The sequence below is a fragment of the Emticicia aquatilis genome (assembly GCF_014644295.1).
In the GTDB taxonomy this organism is placed as follows: domain Bacteria; phylum Bacteroidota; class Bacteroidia; order Cytophagales; family Spirosomataceae; genus Emticicia; species Emticicia aquatilis.
The window spans coordinates 53,121-70,374 of record NZ_BMKK01000008.1 but is presented as its reverse complement, the minus strand read 5'-3'; the positions used below and the strand labels follow the sequence as shown (position 1 = coordinate 70,374).

18 protein-coding genes are annotated in these 17,254 nt (G+C 38.4%); 5 read left to right on the top strand and 13 right to left on the bottom strand.

Going from position 1 to position 17,254, the window contains the following annotated elements; genetic code table 11:
- Nucleotides 1-28: 28 nt before the first annotated feature.
- Nucleotides 29-1,759, bottom strand: a complete 1,731-nt coding sequence (locus tag IEX65_RS18730; RefSeq protein WP_188768175.1) for a DUF8696 domain-containing protein — start codon at nucleotides 1,757-1,759, stop codon at nucleotides 29-31.
- A 369-nt stretch (nucleotides 1,760-2,128) separates the two neighbouring features.
- Between IEX65_RS18730 and IEX65_RS18725 the strand changes: the two genes are divergently transcribed.
- The 3 genes from IEX65_RS18725 to IEX65_RS18715 are packed head-to-tail and all read left to right on the top strand — an operon-like array spanning nucleotide 2,129 to nucleotide 4,413.
- Nucleotides 2,129-3,232 (top strand): vWA domain-containing protein, encoded by a 1,104-nt coding sequence (locus IEX65_RS18725; RefSeq protein WP_188768174.1) that lies wholly within the window; start codon nucleotides 2,129-2,131, stop codon nucleotides 3,230-3,232.
- A 38-nt stretch (nucleotides 3,233-3,270) separates the two neighbouring features.
- Nucleotides 3,271-3,930: an endonuclease III gene (gene nth, locus IEX65_RS18720; RefSeq protein ID WP_188768173.1), complete on the top strand. Its 660-nt coding sequence runs from the start codon at nucleotides 3,271-3,273 to the stop codon at nucleotides 3,928-3,930.
- Nucleotides 3,931-3,933: 3 nt separating this feature from the next.
- Entirely contained in the window at nucleotides 3,934-4,413 is a 480-nt protein-coding gene (locus IEX65_RS18715; RefSeq protein WP_188768172.1) for an MOSC domain-containing protein, read from the top strand.
- On the opposite strand, the gene IEX65_RS18710 is transcribed toward IEX65_RS18715, so the two are convergent.
- From IEX65_RS18710 to IEX65_RS18700, 3 genes are all read right to left on the bottom strand, one after another.
- Nucleotides 4,410-5,063 carry an alpha/beta hydrolase gene (locus IEX65_RS18710; protein ID WP_188768171.1) on the bottom strand — a complete coding sequence of 218 codons (654 nt, stop codon included), beginning with the start codon at nucleotides 5,061-5,063 and terminating at the stop codon, nucleotides 4,410-4,412. The genes IEX65_RS18715 and IEX65_RS18710 overlap by 4 nt on opposite strands.
- A gap of 107 nt (nucleotides 5,064-5,170) precedes the next feature.
- Nucleotides 5,171-5,512, bottom strand: coding sequence for a translation initiation factor (locus IEX65_RS18705; protein WP_188768170.1), 342 nt, complete (start codon nucleotides 5,510-5,512; stop codon nucleotides 5,171-5,173).
- Nucleotides 5,509-6,378, bottom strand: a complete 870-nt coding sequence (locus tag IEX65_RS18700; RefSeq protein ID WP_188768169.1) for a diacylglycerol/lipid kinase family protein — start codon at nucleotides 6,376-6,378, stop codon at nucleotides 5,509-5,511. The genes IEX65_RS18705 and IEX65_RS18700 overlap by 4 nt, the downstream gene beginning before the upstream one ends.
- A gap of 83 nt (nucleotides 6,379-6,461) precedes the next feature.
- Between IEX65_RS18700 and IEX65_RS18695 the strand changes: the two genes are divergently transcribed.
- Nucleotides 6,462-7,028: a DUF1572 family protein gene (locus IEX65_RS18695; protein ID WP_188768168.1), complete on the top strand. Its 567-nt coding sequence runs from the start codon at nucleotides 6,462-6,464 to the stop codon at nucleotides 7,026-7,028.
- A 32-nt stretch (nucleotides 7,029-7,060) separates the two neighbouring features.
- Nucleotides 7,061-7,492 carry a YybH family protein gene (locus IEX65_RS18690; protein WP_188768166.1) on the top strand — a complete coding sequence of 144 codons (432 nt, stop codon included), beginning with the start codon at nucleotides 7,061-7,063 and terminating at the stop codon, nucleotides 7,490-7,492.
- Nucleotides 7,493-7,564: 72 nt separating this feature from the next.
- Here IEX65_RS18690 and IEX65_RS18685 read toward each other — a convergent pair whose 3' ends face one another.
- The 9 genes from IEX65_RS18685 to IEX65_RS18645 all read right to left on the bottom strand — a co-directional run bounded on the left by IEX65_RS18685 (nucleotide 7,565) and on the right by IEX65_RS18645 (nucleotide 17,239).
- Nucleotides 7,565-9,838 (bottom strand): glycoside hydrolase family 3 protein, encoded by a 2,274-nt coding sequence (locus tag IEX65_RS18685; RefSeq protein ID WP_188768164.1) that lies wholly within the window; start codon nucleotides 9,836-9,838, stop codon nucleotides 7,565-7,567.
- A gap of 258 nt (nucleotides 9,839-10,096) precedes the next feature.
- Complete coding sequence (locus tag IEX65_RS18680) at nucleotides 10,097-11,050, bottom strand: fumarylacetoacetate hydrolase family protein (protein ID WP_188768162.1); 954 nt, start codon at nucleotides 11,048-11,050, stop codon at nucleotides 10,097-10,099.
- A 24-nt stretch (nucleotides 11,051-11,074) separates the two neighbouring features.
- Nucleotides 11,075-11,746 (bottom strand): DUF1349 domain-containing protein, encoded by a 672-nt coding sequence (locus IEX65_RS18675; RefSeq protein ID WP_188768160.1) that lies wholly within the window; start codon nucleotides 11,744-11,746, stop codon nucleotides 11,075-11,077.
- A gap of 73 nt (nucleotides 11,747-11,819) precedes the next feature.
- On the bottom strand, nucleotides 11,820-12,977 hold the full coding sequence (locus IEX65_RS18670) for an FAD-dependent monooxygenase (protein ID WP_188768158.1): 1,158 nt from the start codon (nucleotides 12,975-12,977) through the stop codon (nucleotides 11,820-11,822).
- 89 nt (nucleotides 12,978-13,066) lie between these two features.
- Nucleotides 13,067-13,348, bottom strand: a complete 282-nt coding sequence (locus IEX65_RS18665; RefSeq protein WP_188768156.1) for an antibiotic biosynthesis monooxygenase family protein — start codon at nucleotides 13,346-13,348, stop codon at nucleotides 13,067-13,069.
- A gap of 23 nt (nucleotides 13,349-13,371) precedes the next feature.
- Nucleotides 13,372-13,755 carry a four helix bundle protein gene (locus IEX65_RS18660; protein ID WP_188768154.1) on the bottom strand — a complete coding sequence of 128 codons (384 nt, stop codon included), beginning with the start codon at nucleotides 13,753-13,755 and terminating at the stop codon, nucleotides 13,372-13,374.
- A gap of 72 nt (nucleotides 13,756-13,827) precedes the next feature.
- The gene (locus IEX65_RS18655; RefSeq protein WP_188768153.1) at nucleotides 13,828-14,586 is read right to left on the bottom strand and encodes a cyclase family protein; all 759 of its coding nucleotides are present in this window, start codon (nucleotides 14,584-14,586) and stop codon (nucleotides 13,828-13,830) included.
- Nucleotides 14,587-14,592: 6 nt separating this feature from the next.
- Complete coding sequence (locus IEX65_RS18650) at nucleotides 14,593-16,392, bottom strand: glycoside hydrolase family 2 protein (protein WP_188768152.1); 1,800 nt, start codon at nucleotides 16,390-16,392, stop codon at nucleotides 14,593-14,595.
- 76 nt (nucleotides 16,393-16,468) lie between these two features.
- Nucleotides 16,469-17,239, bottom strand: a complete 771-nt coding sequence (locus IEX65_RS18645; RefSeq protein WP_188768151.1) for an SDR family NAD(P)-dependent oxidoreductase — start codon at nucleotides 17,237-17,239, stop codon at nucleotides 16,469-16,471.
- Nucleotides 17,240-17,254: the final 15 nt, after the last annotated feature.

Genomic DNA, 17,254 nt, shown 5'->3' with positions numbered 1-17,254 from the left:
TATTTCAGTGGTATGTGTTTTCGAACTTTTAGTTTTTTGTTACCGTAACGGTGCCGCAAGGCGTTACTGCATTAACCGTAACTGTAACACAGTTACTTATATCACTACACAGTTTAGTTGCTGGAGAGCAGCCTGCTGCTGAGGATGAAATTAACCTATAATAAGTTGTTTGTGATAAAGTGGTTGGAGGGTCATAAGTGCTACTTGTTGCACCTGCAATATCACTAAATCCGGTAGTACATGAAGTTGTACTCTTCTGCCACTGATAAGTAATTGTTCCACTACTCACCGCAGGTGTAGATACTGTAAAAGCTGAGGGTTTAACGGTTGAGCAGACAGTCTGACTACCAGCAATAACTGGTGCTTTTATATCAACGAAAGAAATATTCACTTGAATTGTAAAATCGCCACAACTTCCACCTGTATTCGTCAAAGTGAACTTACCACAACCCGAAAGATTATTTACTGTAAAACTCAAGTCACATTGGTTGAAAGTCATACCCACATTGGCGGCATCGGCAGCCCACGTTCCACCACAAATTGGAGCACTACATTTACCTATAAGCTGAGATAAAAACAGCTTATCTCCAACTTTCAAATTACATAAAGTTGTATCTACAACTGTTGAAGCTGATACAGGGCAGGCCTCTGAAGCTATTCGTAGAGTTTTAGGATTTTGGTTTGGAACATTACCTGCTGCTGCACCGATATAAGATAAATCTGATGGCTTAATCATAGAAACACAATCGCCATTCTGTCCAGCGGCCACATACAATACATCTGCTGCAGGATAATAAAGAATACCACGACCACCTTTAAAGCCAACTTTAGGTGTCGTTGTTTGTTCATCTTTTGTCCACGCTACTAAATTACCATTAGGGTCATATTTTAATATCCAAGTAAATCCCGTCCAAGTTGTACCTTGATGATTAAACCAAGGGTCTTCGGCTATCACATACATATTACCAGCATTATCGGCAGTAATTCCCCAAAGCCATGCTCCTCCTGCGGGGATTGATAAGTTTTTAGCTGCTGCTCCAGGAGGTAGGTCATTTGAAGATACCAATGGTTGATAATCAGTATGATTAGTAAAATCAGCGTCAGTAGGAGTAAATCTATAAATTGCTTTCTTACCAGTAGCACTTGCAAATGCAGGGTCAACGCCTGTCGTTGCATAAAAAGTCCCATTTGGACTAATAAAAAGTCCCCAGTCAAGCTGAGTGCTTCCATTGAGGGTTACGTATCCTTGAGCAGAACCATCGCAAAGGGCATAACGACTAATACGATTGCTGCTTGAAGAGTTTACAAATAAGTACCCATCTTTTGAAACAATATTGAACCCAGCATCATTTATAAAATTTAGGTTTACTAAAGTACCATCGCAAGTAATTTTAGCAATTGGACCTGTATCTGAATTTGCCCCAATGTAAAGATTACCATTCAAATCTTGACCCAACCCATGTGGTGAACCTAATCCACCACCTTGTGGAAACCAAGGGGTATTCCCTAAACCATTTGGAACTTCAGTTAGTGTACCACCCGAACCGATTTTTAATTTATGAACAAATCCTTGGGTTTGGTAGTCTTGTGGGTCGTTCAGATAAAGGAAATCTGTTACCTTACAAGTCTGTGCTAAAGTTTTAAAACCACTAAAGTAAAGAAGCAAAAAAGCACTAACCAAGAGTAGTTTGCAAGATGATAATTTCTGAAAAACATTTATTTCAGAAATGCGAAAAGTAGGCGTAAACGCTTTTTTCATGTTTATAAATTATTAGGAAAGCAATATTATACATGCCAGAGAGTTTCAAAAAATATACCACCCTAACAATAAAAACCATAAACTTACCAAGCGGTATCATTTGTGTATAAATAAGTAGAAAGTAGAAAATGTTGGAAGCGGAAACCCAAATTCCCAAAAGCTATGCCAAAGTAAAATTTGCATTCAGGATTGACCCAAATGAGCAAAACAATGTTTATTTTTCTTTTTTTTGAATATAAATAATCGGTAATTTTATCAATATTTTGTTGGTTTTATGCTTTTTGACGTGAAGCAAAACTATCTCTCTATAAAAAGCGTTTATTAGAAATAGCACTTCAATTTCTGACATTTTTCGACTTAAAATACCACATGAAAGGTTTCCGTTTTTCTGAGTTCAAACCCGAAATGAAGGGTGATAATAAATTTGAGCAACTACTCAATATTTTTCAGCAATTATTGCTCATCACAGCTGGAGATGTGACACAAGCACTTGCCTACATGAGCGACCTCGACCGCCAATATCAGCTAACAAGCGATGATTACGGTATGGCGAATTTCATTGACGACCTCAAGAAAAAAGGCTATATCACCGAAGAAAACCAAGAAGCTGGTACTTTCAAAATGACTGCCAAAAGTGAGCAGGGTATCAGGAAACAGTCGCTCGATGAAATCTTTGGTAAACTCAAACGTACCAAATCGAGTGGAAGTCACCATACCCCATATACGGGTACAGGAGATGAGCTAAGTAGTGATATTCGTTCGTTTCAATTTGGCGATACACTCGACCAAATTTCAATGACAGAATCACTGAAAAATGCCCAAATCAACGGTGGAATTGACGACTTCATGCTCCTCGAAAGCGACTTAGAAGTGGTTGACCGAGAATCAAAGATTCAAACTTCAACCGTGCTTATGATTGATATTTCGCACTCTATGATTCTTTATGGAGAAGACCGTATCACACCCGCCAAAAAAGTGGCTTTGGCTCTGGCCGAACTGATTCGTACCAAATACCCGAAAGACACACTTGATATTTTAGTTTTCGGAAACGATGCTTGGCAGATTCAGCTCAAAGATATTCCTTATCTCGAAGTGGGGCCTTATCACACAAACACAGTGGCGGGTTTAGAACTGGCAATGGATTTATTGCGTAGAAGAAAAACCAAAAACAAGCAGGTTTTTATGATTACCGACGGAAAACCGACTTGCCTAAAAGAAGGAATCAATTACTATAAAAATAGCTTCGGACTCGACCGTAAAATTGTGAACAAGACTCTGACGATTGCGGCACAAGCCCGTCGTTTGGAAATTCCGATTACTACTTTCATGATTGCCTCTGACCCATATTTGAAGCAATTCGTGCAGCAATTCACACAAGTGAATAATGGCCGTGCATATTACAGCGGTTTAAATGGTTTAGGTGGCTTTGTATTGGAAGATTTCCAAAGAAATAGAAGAAAGAATGTAAAGTAGAACAAGTTTTTAACTTGTTCTTTAATAATGGCTCAAGAATGCAAAAAAAAGAACGATATAATGAATTAGTTGAGTATTTCAGCACTAATTATCCTGAAGCCGAAACCGAACTTAACTATTCAAATCCTTATGAATTATTGGTTGCCGTAATTTTGTCAGCACAATGTACTGATAAACGAGTAAATATAGTTACAGAGAAGCTTTTCCCTCGTTTTCCTACGCCTGAAAGTCTGGCAGCTTCAACCGCTGATGAAGTTTTTGAATACATAAGAAGCGTAAGTTACCCTAACAACAAAGCCAAACATTTGGTTGGAATGGCTCGTATTTTGGTCAATGATTTTAACTCGGAAGTGCCAAACACGATTGAAGATTTGCAAAAAATGCCTGGAGTTGGACGTAAAACGGCCAATGTTATCGTTTCGGTAATCTTCAATCAACCTGCTATGGCGGTTGATACGCACGTTTTTAGGGTGTCACATCGTTTGGGTTTGGTTCCGAAAACGGCAAAAACTCCACTTTTAGTAGAAAAACAATTAATCAAGCATATTCCAAAAGATAAAATTGCGGTTGCTCACCATTGGCTTATTCTTCATGGTCGGTATATTTGTGTGGCTCGTACACCCAAATGCGGAGAATGTAATCTAAAACCATTCTGCCAAGCCTACGAAAAACAGAAATTTGATACGCCTCATTTGTAAATCATGGAAATAAAAGAATTGATGCAGACTTTCGCCCACGCAGGAAAAGTAGAATGGTTGAGTTATCGCCCTGGCCCAACTTCTCGTGGAGAAATCGTGGAAGTAGATGAAATTGAGGTTTCTGAGAAAAAAGGAATCATTGGCGATAGATATAAAGGAAGTAGCAAAAAACGCCAAGTAACACTTATTCAAGCCGAACATATTGAAGCGGTAAGCAAAATGCTTCAAAAAGAAAGCATTGACCCAGCACTTTTGCGTAGAAATATCGTTGTTTCTGGGCTTAATCTTTTGGCTCTCAATAATTTAGAATTCAAAATTGGCGATGCCATTCTGAAAATGACAGGTTATTGTCATCCATGTAGTAGAATGGAGCAAAACCTCGGAACAGGTGGCTACAACGCCATGCGTGGTCACGGAGGTATCACGTGTATAGTCATCAAAAGCGGAAAAATCAAAATCGGAGACTCAGTAAGTTTAGCTTAAAATCCTGCGATAATTGATTTAAGTGTAGGTTCATCGACCGTATGTTTTCCATCAAAACGTATAACCTTAGGATTAAAGTCTTGAATCATGGTAGCCATAAACTTCTCTGTAATCTCGGGATAAGCAACCAAAAACTCATCTTTATCGCCATAAATATAATAGGTTTCTACATCTTTTAGTTTTTCTGGTTCAATTACTTCTCTAATTCCATTGCTAAAAAAGCCAGCCCAAAGTAGTAGTCGATTACACTTAATTTGTCCAGTATCTAACCATCGACAAACAGTAGCACACCCTTGCGAGAAACCCAAAATATTGATACTAATATTGTTTAAATCATGGTCTTTTAATAAACTATCGTAAAGAGCATTCAGATAATCATTATTATCATCAATCTCCGACTGGCGTAATTCACGAGTCATCCACGAAGCTCCTACCCTTTTAAAATCTTCACCTAAATAAAACCTCGATGGAGCTTCTGGAGCAACTATAAAAGTTTGATTATCTACAATACTGGCAAATTTCTTAATAAAATACTGCGATAATTGACCATATCCATGTACTACAAACCAAATCGTTTTTGTGTTTTCATTCAACTCCCCCAAAGTATAGTATCGTGCTGTTCTTTCTACTTTTATTTGATGCTCAGTCATATTTATGCGTTATTGAGTGAATGATACTTCAGTTCTAATTCATTCTTGCAACTCTTTTTTAATTCATAATTGCGGAACGCCGCCCGCTACATTCTTAATTCAAAATCTCATCCGCCAGCCTTCTTGGCTTTATAGCCTTCTTTGAGCAAAAAGGTTAAGATTTTATCACGGTGGTCGCCTTGTAGCAGAATTTCACCATCTTTGGCAGTGCCGCCACTACCACAAAGATTTTGGAGTTTCTTTCTTAGACTTTGTAAATCTTCATCTTTTCCTATAAATCCATCTACTCGACTGACAATCTTATTACCACCTTTTCTGTCCAGCCAAATCTTAAAATTTTGTTGTTGGGCAGGAAGTGTTTCGGGGTCTTCGTCTTCCCCGAAATTAAATTCAAAATCAGGGTTTGTCGAATACACAACTCCCTGTGGGCTACCTTTTTTATTTTTCATATTATTACTCTTAAACATTTCTCTGAAATACTGATAGTCAACTCGTTTGTATTCAATTGTAGAGGCTCACCATCGTAATGAATCAAGAAGTTTTGGTCGTTTGAAACCTTAAACTTTGTTCCTCTATAATTCTCTGAAAGGTCAGATGAATGAATATTTCCGTTAAATAATTGAGCAATCATGGGTAAAGCCTGCAAAGCCGACGGTGGGTTAATTATCGTACAATCAATCAAACCATCATCAATAATTGCAGTTGGAGTAATGTAGGCATTGTTCCCAAATTGACTGGCATTACCGAAAGTTATACTAAAAACCTCGTAAATATTTGCTCCAAAAACACACTTTAAAGGTTGATATTTCCAAAATTCCGAAAAGCCAACTTTTACATAATTTATCAATCCACGGCCCTTCATTTTTGAAAAAATATCGGCACAGTGAGCATCAAAACCAATGCCTGCCGTACAGAAAAAAGGTACTTCATTGGCATAGCATACATCAATTTGCTTGCTTACAGGCGTATTCAGCGATTCAATGGCTTTTGCAGCTTTCATCGGGATTCCCAACTCTCTTGCTAAGCCATTACCTGAACCCGTCGGAATAATTCCTAAAGCGGTATTGGTGTGAATCAGGGCTTTTCCCACTTCATTTACAGTACCATCTCCGCCAATCGCTACCACTATTGGTATTTTATTTTTAACGGCATCTGCTGCAATTTCAGTAGCGTGTCCTGCATATTCGGTATAGCATATTTTAGGTAAATATAATTGCTTATCTAATTGAATATCAATCAGTTCAACTATTGACTGGTGTACTTTCTTGCCTCCCGAAATCGGATTTACAATAAACCAAATTGCTTGTTTATTCACGAAAATTTAATAGATTTATGCTTTCGTGCAAAGATAAATCTGATTTAAAGGAATTTATAGTTTTTCGATAAAATTTACAGAAAATGACAAGCGATTACATTGTGAGTGCCAGAAAACAATTTGAATATTATAAATTACTTGGCGAAAAAACATTTGAACAATTGACTGATGAGCAGTTATTTTGGCAATATAATTCCGAAAGTAATAGTATCAGCATGATTGTGAAACATCTTTGGGGCAATATGCTCTCAAGATGGACTGATTTTATGGTTTCGGATGGAGAAAAAGAGTGGAGAAATCGAGATGCCGAATTTGAAAATGATATTAAAGACAGAAGTGAATTAGTGGATAAATGGAATGAAGGTTGGCAATGTCTTTTTAATGCCTTAGATAGTTTAGTGGTCGAAGATTTAGATAAAATAATTTATATCAGAAATCAAGGGCACAGTGTTTCGGAGGCAATCAATCGACAACTCGCACATTATCCGTATCATGTTGGGCAAATCGTTTTTATTGGTAAAATGGCACAAGATGAAAATTGGAAGTCGTTATCAATTGCAAAAAATAAATCAAAGGAATATAACACCGAAAAATTTCTAAAACCTAAACAAAAACAACACTTTGTTGACGAATTTTTAAAAACTAAATAATCAAAACTCATCTATAAACCAAACCTAAACCGATGAAAAATAGCTTCTTATTATGCTTTTTTATACTTTTTACACTAAAGTCTGTCGCTCAATCTACCAATGAACGCAATGAAGTATTGAGCGTTTTGGCACGTCAAAATAAAAATTGGAACGATGGAAATATCAGTGCCTTTATGGAAGATTATTGGAAGTCTGACTCGCTCATGTTTATTGGTTCGAAGGGAGTTGTTTATGGCTGGAAGGCAACACTTGACCGATATAACAAAAGCTACCCCGACCGAGCTACGATGGGTACGTTAAAATTCGATATTCAGAAAACCGATTTTCATTCAAAAACTACCTGTTGGGTACTGGGGAAATGGCATCTCACTCGCCCAGAAAAAGGCGACGTTGGTGGTTATTTTACGCTCGTACTCAAAAAAATCAACGGCAAATGGTTGATTGTCTCTGACCATACGAGCTAAAAATTAAATTTACTAAACAACAAAAATGCCTTGCTCTATTGGGGCAAGGCATTTTTGTTATATGGCTTTTACTTATTTCTTATACTTCGCCACCCTTGCATCTTTGATGATACCTTTCCAGTTCAAACCAAAGCCGAAATCATAGGCATTTCCTTCCGAATCTTTATGACAAGTCATATCATAAGGTACGTCTTCGGCTTGTTTTTCTACTACGCTCATATTGGCTGGCATTTGCATTGGCAAAAGTGCCGATGGCTCATTTTTACCCACAATGGTTTCGATAATGGCTTGGTCTTGCACACCAAAACTCAACAAAATAGCCGAAGCAGATGGCTCAATTTCAGAGAAAACCATTGGGTTAGTCGTATTCACTACCACCACCACTGGTTTGCCTTTCATTTTGGCTTTTGTATTTAGCACCAATTGCATATCGGTGATATTTGGTACTTTTGCTGTTTTTCCTTTGTACGAACGGTTCGTGAAATTCTCTAAAATATCTCCGCCTGCAATACTCACCTCACGGGCATCATCGGCTTTATAATCACTGTACTGCAAACTGATTGGTACATAGCCGTTTCCACCATTTTTAGTATCTTCTTTGTCGTAACCTATCGAAGCCTTTGGATTTTCGATGAAAACTAAGGCAAAATCCGCTTCTTCGGCATTATCGGTTACATTAAAATGCTTTTTCACGATTTCCAAATTTACTGGATAATCTTCCGAAGCAGGTGTTTCCATACCCAAGAAGTTACGACTGGCAGCTACAAATCTTTTCGGTACATAAACCGTCTTTTTTGTAGTTATCGGTAATGTTTTTGCTTGATTTTTAAGCATAACAATTGATTTCAACTGTGCTTCGTAACCTGCTTTCATAAATTCAGGTTTTCCAACAATGGCCTTTGTTTCTTCGGTATTCAAATATGGATTCTCGAAAACACCAACTCTGAAAATATTTTTCAATAATCGCACAGCCGATTGTTCCATTCTGGCTCTCATTTTGGCTTCACCGTGTTCTTTGATGCCCATTTCATACGCTTCCAAGAGTGGCTTGATATTATTATTACCACCGTATTGGTCAACACCTGCCATCAATGCTTTGTAGTGAAGTTCGACCAAAGAAAGGTTTTCTACACCCCACGCTTTACCATCTAAAAACGAATCCATGGCTTTATGTAAAGCCACCACCGACCAGTCAGTACAAACTACGCCATCGTAGCCATATTTGGTACGAAGCAAGTCCGTAATCATGTATTTGTTGTAATTATTGGCCACATTTTCATGGTTTTTCTTATCTTGATTCCATGAAATGGTGTAATAAGGCATAATTGCCGAAGCCATTTTGGTTTGTCCTTTGAGTTTAAATGCCCCTTGTGTAAAAGGTATCAAGTGTGCATCGAAATTATTGCCTGGATAAACCGCAAACTTCCCATTGGCGTAGTGTGCATCACGTCCTGCCTCTCCAGCACCGCCACCTGGCCAGTGTTTTACCATCGCATTTACACTTTTCGCTCCCCAAACACTCGACTGAAAACCATCGCAGTAGGCTTGCCCCATTGCTGCCGAAAGCCACGGACTTTCACCAAATGTGCCATTGAAACGCCCCCAACGAGGTTCGGTAGCAATATCTACTTGTGGCGAAAGAGCCGTTGTGATTCCCAAAGCACGGTATTCAGCAGCGGCTATTTTACCAAATTTTTCAATCAAAGTTGGGTCAAAAGTGGCAGCCATACCCAACGAACTTGGCCACATCGAAATTTCACCACCCGCAGCAGCATCGTATTCGGCTTTTGCTTTGGTTCCGTGGCGTGGGTCAGAGCTATTGTTTGCAGGAATTCCCAAACCTACACTTTCGCAGTAAGCCTGCATTTTATTATTCCATTTGGCCGCTATTTCTGGTGTTTGAACGGTTGTAATCAATACGTGGCGAAGGTTATCTTCGGCCAAAAATTTCTTTTGTTGGTCGGTCAAATCGCTTGGGTCTGTTTCGCCAGCTTTGAAAGGTTTTCCGCCGTAAGTTCCTGCAAAATATCCACCTGGGCGAGCAGGAACAGATTGGTGTGAAGAATATAACATTAAACCCGCAATTTGCTCAACGGTAAGTTTCGATGCTAAATCTTTGGCACGAATATCATCGGCCAAACGCCAGTCTTCGTATTTATCAAGTTTGCCGTTTTTATTAAGGTCTTTAAACGATAAGCCATTGATAGTCAAAATTTTCACTCCCGAAGTTGGAGCATAAGCGATGGTTTTCCCACCTTTATTTTGGATAACCTTAAAAACTGGTTCTTGAGCGATTGCACTCACAAAGCCTGTTAAGAGTAAGGTAGTTAAGGTACTTTTTTTCATGATTTTTATTGGTATTTGATATAAAAAACAATTTGATTCTTACGCAAAAATGCTGATAAACGTAAGTAATCTACCCTACGTTTATCAGCTTTTGAAATTAGTTGGTCAATATTATGCCGTGGGCATTTGATATTGGTAGAAAAATAATCTTCAAAATAATATATTTCATCCCTACGGGATTTAGTAATCTTTTGAGATTTTCCTCATTACCAATATTTATTCCCTAACGGGAAAATTCTACTCTTTAAACTTCTTAACCTAAACTACTTTATTTCTTAAAATTCCGATACCTTCAATTTCGAGTTCAACCACATCGCCCGGTTCAAGTGGACGATGAACGGTAAAATTATTTTCGATTAAACTGCCCCAACCGAGTGTACCTGAGCCAAGAATATCGCCCGGCATAAGGTTTACGTTGTTTTCAGAAGCTCGCTCAATCATTTGCTCAAAGTTATAGTACGATGTTTTATAATTTCCTTCACAAACGGTTTGGCCATTGATACGAGAAGTCATTTTCAGATTTAGCCTGTCGCCCGCCACCTTTGGTACGCTGATGGGTTCTTGAAATACACTCTCATCGAATGGCACTCTATACTGCTCCATTTCGTCGGCAGTAACGATACAAGGGCCAATGGCATTGGCAAAATCTTTGCCTTTGTGCGGCCCAAGCGGAATCTCCATTTCTACTTTTTGAATCGCACGGGCTGTCCAATCATTGAAAATCGTATAACCAAAAATATACGGTCGAGCATCGGCAGCTTTAATATCTTTGCCTTTTTTACCAATGATACAAGCAATTTCAAGTTCAATATCCAATTTGGTTTCTTTGGTTGGACGTTTGATTTCATCCTCAGGACCATAAATAGCTTGATGATTGGTGAAATAAAAAATCGGCATATCGTACCAAGCAGGACCAATTTTATGTCCGAATGAGCGAGAGGCATTTTGCATGTGCATCTCAAAACCGATGTAATCACGGAAACTACGTGGATTGGGCAACGGTGCTAAAAGTTTTACCTCTGCCAAGCTATAATGTGGCTCAACTTCGACCAACGCTTTGATAATCTCGAAATAGACTTCGTGATTATCAATAAAAGTGAGCATGTCGGTCGGCAATTTTTCACTGGCCAAACGCATATCTACTATACTTTCGCCCACGAGCCAACCGATGCGGCTTTCTTGATTTTTATTTAAGAATGTTACGAGTTTCATTTTGATTCTTTGTTACAAAATATTTTAAATGCCCATTCGGAAATCTTTTACGTTGGTTTCGGCGAATTGAAATTCGGAGAAAATAGATTTATTTCCCTTTCCAGCGGGCGATTGAGAACCAATGCCAATTTTAAGGTTTTGTGGATATTCGTTTTTGAAAACCCTCACCAATTGCCAAGTTTTGGCATCAAGCGAATAATAAAAACCAACCACTTTGGTATCGGATGAAATCTTTAAATAGACCGATTTCGCAGGAATGACATCATGGTTATTATCATCCGAAAACTCCTTAGTTTTTACGGTTACAATTCTTCCAATCATTCTTTCATCTACTTCAAAGGCAAATTTGAGCCATTCCGAATCATTTACATACAAAAAGGCCATTCCTGCATCATATTTTACAAGGTGCGTTGGACTGACTTTGATAGAAAAAGTAAAAGGTTTGGAGTTATCAACGGGTATCAATAACAGCGGGGCATTTGCCTTATTATAAGGTGGTTGGCCAGGTTCGATAAAAAAATCGGTCTCTGTACTCGAAACCATTTCGAGGCTATCGCTACCAAATACCTTGCTGTTTTCTTTGGCTTTGTTAAGGCTTTCGGAAAACATCCAAGCTATTTTTGTGGCTGGATTATTGTCCTTTTTCTCTTGACTACACCCCAATAAAAGGATAAAAATTAGACCCAGATATTTCATAAATATTTTATTTACGATTGATTCGATTTATGATTTACGAATGAACGAATGGAGTATGAACAATCGTAAATTATTATATCTCTTGTGTCAATGCCATGCCTGTTTTGCCCATGAGCATACCCATGTTTGCACCTTCGGGCAATGGTTGGTCGGTGTATTCGAGTAGTTCCCAAGCACCCAAAGTTTCCGAAACCTCTACCACCATTTTACAACGGTCGTGGCGACGCTTCATGTATCTTTCGAATATTTCCTCAACCGAACCTTCTTTCTGCAATTCTTCAATCAAAACCACCGCATCTTCGATAGCCAAAGCAGCCCCCGAGCCGAGTTGTGGAATGGTTGTATGAGCGGCATCGCCCAACACTACCACACGGTTTTTGTACCAAGGAGCAGGCATTTTGAGGGTTTCGAGCGTACGATAATTAACCAATTTGGCATCTGTCACCTGTGGAATGAGTTCCTGAACCATCGGAATCGGATAAGCCGACATATATGCTTTTAGCTTATCAACCAACTGGTCTTCTGGAATCATTGGGTTATCGCCTTCTGCCGAGTTCACAAATATATAACACAAATCAGCCGTCATTGGAATTACGCCGAGTTTGTGCTTTTTATTGAAGAAAATATAGCCAGTATCTAAGCCGGCTGGACGCTTGAACGCGTATCGCCAAACCGATAAACCTACATAACTTGTTTTAAATTCGCCAAAAATGAGTTTACGTACTTTTGAATTTACGCCATCGGCTGCAATGACAATGTCGTAGCTACCCGAAGTACCATCAGAGAAAGTTACATTAGCTACATCTGGCTGATTATCAATAGTTTCGACAGTCACGCCCATTCGATATTTCAATCCTACTTTTTGTGCTTCTTCAAATAAAACATCGTGCAGAATTCTACGAGAAATACCATTATGACTCGGGAAACGACCAATCGGTGGGGTTCCAGCTTCGCCGATTTGAACACCATGAGCCAGACATAGTTTAACTTTACCATAAGGCGAACCTCGACGCATGGCTTCATCGGCAACATCGATGGCATCTAAGGCTCTGAGGGCATTGGCTTGCTGAATAATACCTACGCCATAAACATTAAATTCTTTATGAATTTCTACGATATCTACCTCAAAACCAGCTTTTTTCAGACCAATCGCAACCGACTGGCCGCCAATACCAGCTCCAACTACAAGGATTTTGGAAATATGATTTCGGATTTCGGATTTTTCATTCATTTGTTCTTTAATTAAGGATTGAATATTTTATCTAAAATTTGGGTAAATACAAGATTTTAAATCCAAAATCGTAAATCCCAAATCCACAATCAAATATAATGTTGTACCAATGGTGGTTCTAAGAAAAATGGGCCGATTAATGCTCGCCACTCTTTAAAAAGTTCGGACTCTCGGAAACCAATGGTATGGTCTTCGAGGGTGTCCCACTCAATCAATAAAATGTAGCGATTCGCTTGCTCGATACATTTTTTCACGCTTATTTTTTGAAAACCTTTCGCCTGTGAAATCACGCCTTTTGCCTTTTCTAAAGCTGCCTCAAATTCGGCATTTGTACTTTCTTTAATGTCTATTCTTGCAAGTTCTAAAATCATAGTTATTGGTAATTGGTTACTTGTTATTGGTCTTCTTCTTTGGGTTTTTGCAAACTTTTAAGGCTATTTATATATCCATTCAGTAATTTACCACATGAATCAATTTCGATTTTCATTTTCAACAATTCTTGGTCATCAATATATTTTTCGTCAAAAGCTACAATTAGATGCTCCAATGTTTCATTTAAAGAACCTCTCGCCATTCTACAAAACTGAATATTTTCTTTGTAATAGTATCTTCCAAAGCCTTCTGCGATATTCGCTGTTATGCTTCTCGAACTTCTTATGATTTGGTCTGAGAGTTTATATTTTTCATTATCGGGAAACCTGTTCTTCACTAAATCAGAAATTAATTTTCTTAAATTTCTACATACCTTGTAAACCTCTAATTCAGTGAATGATTTCATACGATATTAAGATTGAAAAAGAATACAATTTACCATGTTACCAATAAAATACCAATAACCAGTTACCAATAACTAATCCTCCAAAATAGCTACTGCTCTTGTCCAGCCAGCACTTGCTTTTTCGATTTTTGCTGGAAAACAAGCTACTTTAAAGCCAAAAGGTGGTAATAGGTCAAGATTTGCCAATTTTTCTATTTGACAGTATTCTTTTTCGATACCTACATAATGAGCTTGCCAAATGACTCCCGGTCTTGGATTTGCCTTATAATCAGCCGCTTGAATATGCAATGGAATATCCCAACCCCAGCCATCGGTTCCCATTACTTTAATACCTTGGTCGATGAGCCAATGAGTAGCTTTTGCTGATGCCCCAACGTGGATTTTTACAAAATCATCATCATGAATACGCTTATCGGCATCACAACGAATCAGAACAATGTCCATCGGTTTTAGGGTATAATTGATAGCGGCGAGTTTTTCGATTAAATCTTCAGGCTCGAACATATAGCCATCTGGTTTATCGGTAAAATCAAGCACAACGCCATCTTGAAAAAACCACTCCAAAGGCATTTCATCAATGGTGCGTGAAGGTTTGCCTTCGCAAGTTGGGTAGTAATGATATGGAGCATCTACGTGGGTTCCACAATGGCTTGTTACGGTCAGCGTTTCGCCTGCTGGACCATTATCATTTACAAAACAATCGGTCATTCCACCAAAAAGCATTGCACCAATCTTCTTTGCACCATTTTTATGGTCTTCGTAGTCGATTTTGGTGGCCATTGGCTCTTTTATTTTTTCTGAAATAGTTACAGAAAGGTCTATTATCTTCATTGTTTCTTATTTAGTTTGATACCAATTTTTTAGGGTGAAAAAGGCCATTTTCTTAATTCCCGCATCTGAAACCAAGCCCTTTCTGTTAAAGAAATCTTGTTTGATTGGTAAAAGTCTTAATGGTGAACGAAAATCCATCAAAGCCCAAACCGAAGTTCCTCTCAAAAAAGGGATATTATTTAACATTTTCACTTGGTTTTCGAATATTCTATTTTGATATTCTTCAGTCCAAATTTCGTCTGGACTACCGTGTAAACCTGCAATGGCTTCAGCACCAAATTCACTCATTATCAAGGGTTTATTATATTTTGAAGTCCATTTAATGGTTGGAGCAAGTTCGGCTGGCAGAGTGTACCAACCTATGTATTCGTTACAACCCATTACATCAACAAATTCGCCCAGTGGGTCTTCTAAGCTAAATTCACTTTTGCCTTCTTTGGCAAGTAAGGCCGCCGTGGTAAGACGAGTGGGGTCAACAGCTTTTGTTTTTTCGAGGAGTTTTTTCAAAAAAGCTAATCTCGGTTCAGATTCGTTGGTTTCGTTAGCTACTGACCAAAGAATGACAGATGCTCGATTTTTATCTCGGCTGATGTTTTCCAATAATTGTTTTTCGGCACTGGCATACACTTCTGGCTTTTCAAATTTCACATTCCAATAAATTGGCACTTCCGACCACACCAAAAGACCCATTTCATCGGCCATACGGGTCATTGCTTCATTGTGTGGGTAGTGAGCCAAACGAACATAGTTACTGCCCAATTCTTTTGCCCAAGTCAATAAAGTACGGGCATCGGCTTCTGAATAGCATCTACCAGTTCTGAATGGAGCCTCCTCATGGATGGCCGCACCTTTTAAAAAAATCGGTTTCCCATTTAGGAGAATTTCTGTTCCACGGGTTTCGATGGTACGAAAGCCTATTTTATCTTTTACATTGTCATTGGCAGAAGATAAAATTACCTCATACATTTTTGGATTTTCGGGTGACCAATGCTGAATTTTCTTACTCGAAAGATTGAGTTCAGCGTATCCAGAAGTATCTGTTTGAACACTTTGTTTCAATCCTAACTCTGGAATCTCGACATTAACAGCCTGTGATTTTTGTGAACCTGAAACTCTCACCCAACCCTTTATTTCAGAAAGTTTTCCCTTATCTAATTGAATAAAATAATCAGAAATATAAGTTTCAGATACTTCTACTAATGAAACTGACCTTGTTATACCTCCGTAGTTCCACCAGTCAGCAATTTTGGTGGGTATATTGTCGTCTCCTCGGGTGTTATTGGCATTTACGAGAAGTTTATTTTCTCCATTTTTTAATTCTTTCGTAATTTCAAACTGAAATGGCGTAAAACCTCCTTTATGCTGGCCTATTCTAACGCCGTTTAGATAAACAGTAGCTTCATAATTCACCGCCCCAAAATAGATGAAGTACCTTTTGTTGGGTTGGGGGGCAATGCTAAACTTTTTTCTATACCATAAGTTCCCTTCGTAGAGAAACAGTTTCTCCTTTTGGGTATTCCAATCTCCCGGAACATTTATTTTTTCGGCCACGTCCATGTCTTGCTCAACCAACTCAGTGTTTCGAGGATTGTCGCCATTATAAACAAATTTCGTAGGTTTTCTATCTTGAACAAGTCCAAAGCGACCCAGAGAGCCAACACCAACAATATCAACCTGAGAATCCCAAACACCATCAAGTGATAAGGTTTTTCGAGCTGATACATTTTGAATGAGGTTTACCTGTCCAAGTAGTTCTTCGCCAGTGAAAAGAACCAATACGATAAAAAATAAGAATGCTTTTTTCATCTGTAATATTTAATTTATCAAATTCGTTGTACAAATGGGGCTCGCCTTAGACGTTGCATGCAACGTCTCTACCAGTTTATTTTAACAATCTACCACCATCAACTGTAATGATATTTCCAGTTGAGAATGTCATGGAAGTGGCAAGTGAAAAAACCACATTAGCCACATCAATACCTTTTGCAAAACGTCCTAATGGTGTATTATCCATTTGATTTTGCAAATAAGCTGGGTCGAAATTTTTGGTATATTCTCCTTCTACAAAGCCTGGTGAAACAGATACAACCCTAATTTTTGGAGCTAAAGCCCTTGCTAAAGAGCGTGTCATAGAATCTATGGCAGATTTTGAAGCACAGTACGCAACATTACTTCCGATGCCGTAAATTCCTGCAATAGATGAAATATTGACTACCAAAGATGACTCTTTACTTTCATAAGACGCTTTATCTAATAAGTCTCTCATTGCCCTTACCATCGCAAACGAACCTCTGAAATTGGTTTGCATGATTTTATCAATCCACTCGTCTGTCAAGCCATCTAAATCATCGTGCGGAACGGGTGTCGTAATTCCTGCATTATTGACCAATACATCTAATTTTCCGTACTTTTCTGTAACAAATGCCTTTAAATCATTTACTTTCTGTGCATCGGTAGTTGGAGCGTGGAAAATACTGTGATTAGTAGATTGGTTATTGGTTACTGGTAATTGGCTCAGTTCATCCAATAATTTCTCTGCTTTTGTGGAATTGCTATTATAGGTTGCAATGACTGAAAAACCATTTTCAGCAAATTGCTTACAAATTGCAGAGCCGATTTCTCCTGCACCGCCTGTTACGAGAACTGTTTTCATATTATTGGTTGATTA